This window comes from Rhodococcus sp. 06-1460-1B (assembly GCF_002258475.1).
Taxonomy (GTDB): domain Bacteria; phylum Actinomycetota; class Actinomycetes; order Mycobacteriales; family Mycobacteriaceae; genus Rhodococcoides; species Rhodococcoides fascians.
The window spans coordinates 68820-77864 of the sequence record NZ_NOYS01000014.1 but is presented as its reverse complement, the minus strand read 5'-3'; the positions used below and the strand labels follow the sequence as shown (position 1 = coordinate 77864).

Here is a 9045-nt window from a genome sequence, read left to right as displayed (position 1 = left end):
AGGTTCGGCGGCGACACCCTCGCGCGCGGTAACCTGCCGACCATGAAACCAGGCGAGCTCGTTCCCGATTTTTCCCTGCCGGACCAGACCGGAAAGCTGCGAACGCTGACCGAATTGCTGACCGACGGTCCGATAGTGCTGTTCTTCTACCCGGCTGCATTCACCCCCGGATGCACCGCCGAAGCCTGCCATTTCCGCGATCTCGCAAGCGAATTCGCCGAGGTGGGTGCCACCCGGGTCGGCATCAGCGCCGACGCGGTCGCCAAGCAGGCCGAGTTCGCCGCCGCCAAGTCGTTCGACTATCCGTTGCTCTCCGACGAGGACGGTGCCGTCGCGACGGCATTCGGGGTCAAGCGCGGCCTGCTCGCCAAGCTCTCCCCGGTCAAGCGCGCGACGTTCGTCATCGGTACCGACCGCAAGGTCCTCGAGAGTTTCTCCAGTGAGCTGCGATTCGAGGCCCACGCGGACAAGGCGCTGGAATACCTGCGCGCGCACCGCAGCTAGGTCGATTGTTCGACGCGATGCCTCGGGCCCGGGGATGCTCGAGGCATCATGTGCAGAACACAACTGTCTCGATCGAGAGGTACCCGCGATGGACACGTCGGCGACACCGAATGATGCGGTGGATCCCCGCTGGCTCACCGAGAGCCAGCAAGAGGCGTGGCGTGCGCTCGTCGCCCTGGTCACCCGACTGCCCGCAGCATTGGACGCCCAGCTGCAACGCGATTCGCAGTTGACCCACTTCGATTACTTCGTCCTCGCGGTCGTCAGCGAGAACCCACAGCGACGAATTCAACTGCGCGATCTCGCGGAGTACGCCAATGCGTCACTGTCACGTCTGTCGCACGTGGTCACCAAGCTCGAGAAGGCGGGATGGGTTCGCCGCGAGAGTATTCCGGGGAGCCGCGGTTCCTATGCGGTGCTGACCGACGCCGGCATGGAGAAGGTCGTGGCATCGGCGCCAGGACACGTCGAAACAGTGCAGGCTCTGATATTCGACGGACTGTCCGACGCGGAGGTGGGTCGACTGTCGACACTGAGCACGACGCTACTCACTCAGCTGGACAAGGGAATTGCCGCAGGAACCGGTCACGCCTGAGCCGCGGGCCCCAACAGCACATCGGAGTCGAAGCAGGTGTGGGTGCCGGTGTGGCATGCCGCGCCGATCTGGTCGACGACCAACAGCACTGTGTCCCCGTCACAATCGAGCCGCACCTCGTGCACGTACTGCGTGTGCCCCGAGGTCTCGCCCTTGACCCAGTACTGCTGCCTGGACCTGGAGTAGTAGGTGCCCTTGCGCGTCGCGAGCGTGCGCGACAACGCTTCGTCGTCCATCCAGGCAACCATCAGTACCTGGCCGGTCGAGCGCTCCTGCACCACAGCACTGAACAGCCCGGCCTCGTTTCGCTTGAGCCGGGCGGACAGCGTCGGGTCGAGAGTCATCGAAAACCTCTTCGCTAGCGGACGACGATGCGCTCGGCGCGCATCGATTCTTTGACCTGGCCGATGGTGAGGTCCCCGAAGTGGAACACGCTTGCGGCGAGGACGGCGTCGGCTCCGGCGTGGACGGCGGGCGCGAAATGTTCGACGCGCCCTGCTCCTCCGCTGGCGATGACGGGAACGTGCACGGCGGACCGGACCGCCGCGATCATCGGCAGGTCGAATCCGGCCTTCGTGCCGTCGGCATCCATCGAATTGAGAAGGATCTCACCGACTCCCAGTTCGGCACCGCGTACTGCCCATTCGACGGCGTCGATACCGGTTCCACGCTTGCCGCCGTGGGTGGTGACTTCCCAGCCCGACGGGGTGTCCTGCTGTCCCTGCGGGACGGTGCGTGCATCGACCGACAGGACGATGCACTGGGACCCGAATCGCTCGCTGAGCTCGCGCAGCAACTCCGGCCGAGCGATGGCCGCGGTGTTGACGCTGACCTTGTCGGCACCGGCCCGCAGCAGTAGGTCGACGTCGGCGACAGTGCGTACTCCCCCACCGACGGTCAGGGGAATGAACACCTGCTCGGCGGTGCGGCTGACGACGTCGAGCATGGTTCCTCGATCGGATGTGGACGCCGTGACGTCGAGGAACGTCAGTTCGTCGGCTCCCTGTGCGTCGTACGCTGCCGCGAGCTCGACGGGATCGCCTGCGTCGCGGAGGTTTTCGAAGTTGACGCCCTTGACGACACGTCCGGCATCGACGTCGAGGCACGGGATCACTCTGACCGCAACGCTCATCGCACCGGTCCTTCCAGATAGTCGCCGGGTGCACCGAGTTCGGTGATCACCTTCAGCAGTTCGCCGTGTACTCCGGGGCCGGCCGCGAGCACCGACTTCGAATCGATGGTCCACGGTCGGCCTGCGAGATCGGTGACGATTCCGCCCGCAGCACGAACCAGCAGGGCCCCGGCAGCGTTGTCCCAGGCGCGGTATCCGAAGACCACCGCGCCGCCCAGTACGCCGCTGGCGGTGTACGCCAGATCGACTCCGGTGGCACCGTGCATGCGCAGCCGCGAGGAGTGCATCGACAACTCTTCGAGAATGCGAAACCGGAAGCGGCCGGGGATGGATCCACGGCTGGCAACGTTGAACGCTCCGAACCCGATCATCGACTCGCGCAACGACTTCGGTTGCAGTGCGGGTAGCGGGGCCCCGTTCAGAAGCAACGGGCCGTCCGCCACGGCAGAGAATCGCTGATTCACCAGTGGTAGCCACGTGAGCCCGAGGACCGGCACCCCGTCATCGAGCAACGCCAACAACGTTCCGGCAGAGGGCAATCCGGACGAGTAGTTGAATGTGCCGTCGATCGGGTCGAGTACCCATACGAGACCGGAGTTCAGATCGGGACCGCCGAACTCTTCACCGTGAACGGCGATTCCGGTGGCGTCGTACAGTTCCGCGCCCAGACGACGCTCGAGTTCGAGATCCACCGCGGTGGCGAAGTCGTCGGGGCCCTTCTGCACGGCACTCGGTGCGCCGACGCCCGCGAGGAACCGGTCATGGACGCCGTCGAGCAACCCACCGGCGATCTCGAGCAGACGACTCGGTTCCTCGGGAAGGGTCATTCGTCGTTACCGAGACACTGCCGAGAGGGCATCGGGCAGTGTGAAACGCCCGGCGTACAAGGCTTTTCCGACGATGGATCCCTCCACGCCACGGTCGACCAGTCCGGCGATCGCTTCGAGGTCGGCGATCGTCGACACGCCGCCGGACGCGATGACCGGCTTGTCGGTCCTGTCGCACACGTCGGCGAGAAGTTCGAGGTTCGGGCCGGTCAGGGTGCCGTCCTTGGTGACGTCGGTGACGACGTACCGCGAGCAGCCGTCGCGTTCGAGCCGCTCGAGTACTTCCCACAGGCCACCGCCGTCGCTGACCCAACCGCGGCCACGCAGACGAGGCGCGCCGTCCACCATCAGCACGTCGAGGCCGACCGCGACACGATCACCGAATTCGCCGATCGCACGAGCGCACCACTCGGGGTCTTCCAGAGCCGCCGTACCCAGGTTGACGCGTGCGCATCCGGTTGCGAGGGCGGCGCGCAGGGAATCGTCGTCGCGAATTCCGCCCGAGAGCTCGACCTTCACATCGAGCTCACCGACGACCGAGGCCAACAGTTCACGGTTGGACCCGCGCCCGAACGCTGCATCGAGATCCACCAGATGGACCCACTCGGCGCCGTCGTTCTGCCACGCCAGGGCGGCATCACGGGGCGAACCGTACTTCGTTTCGCTACCGGCTTCCCCTTGAACGAGACGGACAGCTTCGCCGCCTGCGACATCGACAGCAGGCAATAAGACCAGGCTCACGTGCGGTTATGCTACGGGCCGACTCGCGTCGAACTCAAAACGGGTCAGCACTGCCTGGATCCGCAGGCCGCCGGGACGAACCGTCAGCTGTCGGGACCGAGTTCCTTGCGCGTCATGCGCGTGGACACGACCCCCATGGCCGTGATCGCCCCGACAACTCCGGCCAACGCGATGAGCAGAGCAACGCCGGCGGTGGGCTGCCACACAGCAATCGACACGGTCGCGAGGGCAAGTACCGCAACTGCCGCCCCGAGCGCTCGAAACGCCAACCGGCCGAGCGAGAACTCGCGTTCGCTCACACCGATCGAACCCAGTTCTCGAGCAACGCGGCACCGGCGTCCCCGGACTTCTCGGGGTGGAACTGTGTGGCCGAGAGCGCGCCGTTCTCCACGGCAGCGAGGAAGCGGCCACCGTGATCGGCCCACGTGAGCAACGGCGCGGCGATGGTCTCGCTCGGTTCGAGCTCCCACTGCTGCGCGGCATAGGAATGGACGAAATAGAACCGTGTCTCGCGGTCGATGCCGTCGAACAGCACGCTGTTCTCCGGAGCGTCGACGGTGTTCCAACCCATGTGCGGGAGCACTTCGGCCTGCAGGCGTTCGACAGTGCCCGGCCATTCGCCGCACCCGTCCGCCTCGACGCCGAACTCGACACCGCGATCGAAGAGGATCTGCATGCCGACGCAGATTCCCAGTACCGGGCGGCCACCCGCGAGACGACGCCCGATGATGCGCTCACCTCGAACGGCCGTCAGACCCTCCATACAGGCGGCGAATGCACCGACCCCGGGAACCACCAGCGCTTCTGCATTCAGGGCTTCGTCGAAGTCGGAGGTCACCGTCACGTCGGCACCGACGCGGGCCAACGCCCTTTTCGCCGAGTGCAGATTGCCCGAGCCGTAGTCGAGCAACACCACAGAAGTCATGGCTGGAGTCTATCGGGGACGTGGACGCGCGATCAGTGCCACCGCCGCGACAACGGCAACGGTGGCTGCACCTGCAGTGAACCCGGCGGTGTAGCCCACACTCGTCGCGATCACACCGAGGGCGAGCGCCCCTGCGCCGGTACCGGCATCGAAGCTGATGTTCCACACGGCACTGGCGCTGCTGTACCGCGCGGGCCCCGCCGCGTCGAAGGCCATCACCAGACTGTCGTTCTGGCATGCGCCGTAACCGATTCCGAACAACACCGCGGCAACGAAGAACAGTGCGGCAGGCATGGCACCCGCGGCGGCAACGGCGAACAAACCGACGCCCAGGGCCGCGGAGATGAGCGCAGGCACCACCGACCGGCCGATTCCGATGCGATCGGCGACCGAGCCGGCGGCATATCGACCGACCAACATCGCGGCACTGACCACGGCGAGGGCCACGCCGATCATCGCGGCTCGGTCGGATTCGGCGATCGGCAGCAGACTGGTGATGCCGCCGTACGACGCCGACACCGACGCAACGACGAGGCACGGCACCAGGAACCGCCGCGCGTCGAGGCGGACCCGGTCGACCCGAGCCGGTTGCGGTGCGGGGCGGGTCGGCGGTAACAGAGCCACCCCGATCAAGCCCGCAGCGGGAACCAGAGCCCCCAGGACGAACACCGCCGTCGGGCTGGCCGCGAAGATCACCAGGCCCAGCGGCAACGTCACCATCTGCGACAGCGCGACCGCGATCCCCTGTGCTCCCGTCGCGCGGCCGAGCAAGTGGGTCGGTGCCAACTCGGCGACGATGGCGGCCCCGGCGACCGTCAACATTCCGAAACCCGTGCCCCGTAGCGCCGACACGGCGAGCGCCGGTACGGCCTGCACCGACACGATGAACAGCAACGCGGGAACACCCAGAAGCAGGCAACCGGCCGCGAGCACGGGCCGATGGCCGACGCGAACCAGCATCGAGGGTACGAACAGTTGGGTGATGACCGTAGTGGCCATGAAGATCGCGGTGCTGGCTGCCGCCACCGCGTCGGACGAACCCGATTGCGACACCGCCAGCGGAACCACCGGGAGCAACAGGCCCCAGCCGCCGAACGCAGCCGCACCCATGGCCATCGCGGCCGGGAGGCCACGAATCGAACTCAGACCACTCAACGCACGAGCACCGCTCGACCGATCACAGACTGCCCTTGGTGGAGAGAATTCCGGTGACCCGAGGGTCGTATTCGGTGGCCTGACGCAGCGCCCGAGCGACGGCCTTGAACTCCGCCTCGGTGATGTGGTGCTGGTCGCGGCCGTAGATGACGCGGACATGCAACGCGATCCGAGCGTTGGACGCCAAGGTCTCGAACACGTGCTTGTTGATCACGGTCGAGTACGGAACACCCGGGTAGCCGCCGATCACCGAGTGCACCATGTAGTCCGGCTCGCCGGTGTGCACGCAGTAGGGACGGCCGGACACGTCGACCGCCGCATGCACGAGTGTCTCGTCCATCGGAATGAACGAGTCGCCGAAGCGGGTGATGCCGGACTTGTCGCCGAGGGCTTGTCCCAGCGCTTGCCCGAGCACGATCGCAGTGTCCTCGACCGTGTGATGCGCCTCGATCTCGATGTCGCCCTTGGCCCGCACGGTGAGATCGAAGCGGGCATGGGTGCCGAGGGCAGTGAGCATGTGGTCGTAGAACGGCACGCCGGTGGAGATGTCGACGATGCCGGTGCCGTCGAGGTTCAGCTCGACGGAGATGTCGGATTCCTTGGTGGTGCGCTCGATCTTGGCGATGCGGGGAGCGGGTGTGGTCACTGCAGTGCCTCTGCTCTTTCGGTCGATGCGAGTTCCGAGCTGACGGTGAGGAATCGGTCGTTCTCGTGAGCGAGTCCGATGGTGACACGCAGATACCCGGGAATTCCGACGTCCCGGATGAGCACGCCGTCGTCCAGGTACCGCTGCCAGGTGGCGGCCGCATCGGAGAACCGGCCGAAGAGCAGGAAGTTGGCGTCGGACGGCACCACGTCGTATCCCTGGTCGGCGAGTGTTTCGGCAACGCGATCGCGTTCGGCCGACAGTTCGGCCACGCTCGCGAGGGTGTCGTCGGCATGCCGCAACGCGGCCCGAGCGGCGGCTTGCGTGACCACCGAGAGGTGATAGGGCAAGCGCACCAACAGCATTGCGTCGATCACGGCCGGGGCCGCAACGAGGTATCCCAACCGTCCGCCGGCGAACGCGAACGCCTTGCTCATGGTCCGACTGACGACGATCTTACTGGGGTAGCTCTCGATCAATCCGATTGCGCTTGTCGCCGAGGAGAATTCGGCGTACGCCTCGTCGACTACAACGATTCCCGGTGCGGCGTCGAGGATACGACGTAGATCTGCCTCGTCGATGCTGTGCCCGGTCGGATTGTTGGGGCTGGTGACGAACACGACGTCCGGCTTACGCTCCTCGATCGCCTGCACTGCGTAGTCGACGTCGAGAGAGAAATCCGCCCGACGCTGCGCCGGAATCCACTCGGTCTGAGTCCCCGACGAAATGATCGGGTGCATCGAGTACGACGGCACGAAACCCAGCGCGGTACGGTCCGGCCCACCGAAGGCCTGCAGGAGTTGCTGCAGAATCTCGTTGGAGCCGTTGGCCGCCCACACGTTGGCAGTGTCGACCGCAAAGCCGGTCTGCCCGGTGAGATACCGCGCCAGGTCGGCTCGCAGGTCGTCTGCGTCGCGATCCGGATACCGGTGCAGCTGCGCCGCCGCGATGCGCACCGATTCGGCAACGTCGTCGATCAGTGCCTGCGTCGGCGGGTGTGGATTCTCGTTGGTGTTCAACTGAACCGGCACGGTGAGCTGGGGCGCGCCGTACGGCGACTTGCCGATTAGCGCCTCGCGCAACGGCAGATCGTCGAGCGAAATTGATTGGCCCAGAGCATCACTCATGATGCACCACCGGTACGCAACCCCTCGAAACGCAGCCGAACGGCCTCACCGTGAGCCGGGAGATCTTCGGCGTTGGCCAGCGCAATGACGTGCGCAGCAACATCTTTCAGTGCGGCCTCGCTGTAGTCCACCACGTGGATCCCCCGCAGGAACGTCTGCACACTCAGGCCGGACGAATGCCGAGCGCACCCGGCCGTCGGCAGTACGTGATTCGACCCGGCGCAGTAATCACCCAAGCTGACCGGTGACCACGCCCCGACGAATACAGCGCCGGCGCTGCGCACGCGAGCGGCGACGTCGGACGCGTCCTTCGTCTGAATCTCCAGGTGTTCGGCCGCATAGGCGTTGACCACGGCCAGGCCCTGTGTGACGTCGTCGACCAGAACAATTCCGGACTGGCTACCGCTCAGCGCCGTGGTGACGCGTTCCGCGTGCCGGGTGGACGCCATCTGCGCATTGACAGCCTCGTCGACGGCATCGGCGAGCTCGAGGCTGTCGGTCACCAGCACACTGGCGGCCATCACGTCGTGCTCGGCTTGACTGATCAGGTCTGCTGCGACGTGCAGCGGATCCGCAGTGGCGTCGGCGAGAATCGCGATCTCGGTAGGGCCTGCCTCGGAGTCGATTCCGATGAGCGAACGACACAGTCGCTTGGCCGCCGTGACGTAGATGTTGCCCGGGCCGGTGATCAGATCGACCGGTGCCAGTTCTTCGCCGTCGGTGTCGACACCGCCGTACGTGAGCAGAGCGATGCCCTGACCGCCGCCGACGGCCCAGACCTCGTCGACTCCGAGGAGCTGCGCGGCCGCCAGGATCGTCGGGTGGGGTAATCCACCGAAGTTCTTCTGCGGCGGCGACGCCACCACCAGCGAACCGACGCCAGCGATCTGCGCAGGCACCACGTTCATCACGACCGACGACGGGTACACAGCGTTGCCACCGGGCACGTAGAGACCCACGCGATCGACCGGAATCCAGCGCTCGGTCACCGTGCCGCCGGGCACCACCTGGGTGGTGTGGTCGGTGCGGCGTTGATCCGAGTGCACCAGTCGGGTTCGCTCGATCGCGACCTCGAGGGCGGCCCGGACGGCCGGGTCCAGCTCGTCGAGAGCTCGAACCAATTCCTGCTGCGGAACCCGAACGCGGTCCGGTCGGACTCCGTCGAACTTCTCGCTGAACTCGAGGGCCGCGTCGGCCCCACGTTCCTTGACGGCGTCGACGACGGGCCGAACCTGGTGCAGCACCGAATCGACATCCACTCCGCCTCGGGGAAGAGCGCCGCGTAGTTCGGCAGTGGATGGAGTTCGTCCGCGTAGATCGACGCGGGCGAGCTCGATGCGGGCAGGCATAGTGGGCCCCTTCGTGGAGTCGGTTCGGTGCCGGGGTTCGGTCG

General features: G+C 66.2%; 12 protein-coding genes. 2 read left to right on the top strand and 10 right to left on the bottom strand.

What is annotated here, in order from left to right:
* Nucleotides 1–42 precede the first annotated feature (42 nt).
* Together CH268_RS05390 and CH268_RS05385 are read left to right on the top strand one after the other, a co-directional pair.
* The gene (locus CH268_RS05390) at nucleotides 43–504 is read left to right on the top strand and encodes a peroxiredoxin (RefSeq protein WP_094662799.1); all 462 of its coding nucleotides are present in this window, start codon (nucleotides 43–45) and stop codon (nucleotides 502–504) included.
* 88 nt (nucleotides 505–592) lie between these two features.
* Nucleotides 593–1099, top strand: coding sequence for a MarR family winged helix-turn-helix transcriptional regulator (locus CH268_RS05385; RefSeq protein WP_045841353.1), 507 nt, complete (start codon nucleotides 593–595; stop codon nucleotides 1097–1099).
* Here CH268_RS05385 and hisI read toward each other — a convergent pair.
* From hisI to hisD, 10 genes are all read right to left on the bottom strand, one after another.
* Nucleotides 1090–1443 carry a phosphoribosyl-AMP cyclohydrolase gene (gene hisI, locus CH268_RS05380; RefSeq protein ID WP_027497285.1) on the bottom strand — a complete coding sequence of 118 codons (354 nt, stop codon included), beginning with the start codon at nucleotides 1441–1443 and terminating at the stop codon, nucleotides 1090–1092. The genes CH268_RS05385 and hisI overlap by 10 nt on opposite strands.
* A gap of 14 nt (nucleotides 1444–1457) precedes the next feature.
* Nucleotides 1458–2231, bottom strand: coding sequence for an imidazole glycerol phosphate synthase subunit HisF (gene hisF / locus CH268_RS05375; protein ID WP_027497286.1), 774 nt, complete (start codon nucleotides 2229–2231; stop codon nucleotides 1458–1460).
* On the bottom strand, nucleotides 2228–3058 hold the full coding sequence (locus CH268_RS05370; RefSeq protein WP_094662797.1) for an inositol monophosphatase family protein: 831 nt from the start codon (nucleotides 3056–3058) through the stop codon (nucleotides 2228–2230). Before CH268_RS05370 ends, hisF begins: the two co-directional genes overlap by 4 nt.
* Nucleotides 3059–3064: 6 nt before the next feature.
* Nucleotides 3065–3799 carry a bifunctional 1-(5-phosphoribosyl)-5-((5-phosphoribosylamino)methylideneamino)imidazole-4-carboxamide isomerase/phosphoribosylanthranilate isomerase PriA gene (gene priA / locus CH268_RS05365; protein WP_032370327.1) on the bottom strand — a complete coding sequence of 245 codons (735 nt, stop codon included), beginning with the start codon at nucleotides 3797–3799 and terminating at the stop codon, nucleotides 3065–3067.
* 83 nt (nucleotides 3800–3882) lie between these two features.
* Complete coding sequence (locus tag CH268_RS05360; protein ID WP_027497289.1) at nucleotides 3883–4098, bottom strand: hypothetical protein; 216 nt, start codon at nucleotides 4096–4098, stop codon at nucleotides 3883–3885.
* Nucleotides 4095–4724 (bottom strand): imidazole glycerol phosphate synthase subunit HisH, encoded by a 630-nt coding sequence (gene hisH, locus CH268_RS05355; RefSeq protein WP_032370326.1) that lies wholly within the window; start codon nucleotides 4722–4724, stop codon nucleotides 4095–4097. Before hisH ends, CH268_RS05360 begins: the two co-directional genes overlap by 4 nt.
* 9 nt (nucleotides 4725–4733) lie before the next feature.
* A complete protein-coding gene (locus CH268_RS05350) occupies nucleotides 4734–5840 on the bottom strand; it encodes an MFS transporter (protein ID WP_094662795.1) in 1107 nt (368 codons plus the stop codon).
* Nucleotides 5841–5901: 61 nt separating this feature from the next.
* Nucleotides 5902–6525, bottom strand: a complete 624-nt coding sequence (gene hisB / locus CH268_RS05345; RefSeq protein ID WP_027497292.1) for an imidazoleglycerol-phosphate dehydratase HisB — start codon at nucleotides 6523–6525, stop codon at nucleotides 5902–5904.
* Complete coding sequence (locus CH268_RS05340) at nucleotides 6522–7652, bottom strand: histidinol-phosphate transaminase (protein WP_094662793.1); 1131 nt, start codon at nucleotides 7650–7652, stop codon at nucleotides 6522–6524. Before CH268_RS05340 ends, hisB begins: the two co-directional genes overlap by 4 nt.
* The gene (gene hisD / locus CH268_RS05335) at nucleotides 7649–9001 is read right to left on the bottom strand and encodes a histidinol dehydrogenase (RefSeq protein WP_032368400.1); all 1353 of its coding nucleotides are present in this window, start codon (nucleotides 8999–9001) and stop codon (nucleotides 7649–7651) included. The genes CH268_RS05340 and hisD overlap by 4 nt, the downstream gene beginning before the upstream one ends.
* Nucleotides 9002–9045: the final 44 nt, after the last annotated feature.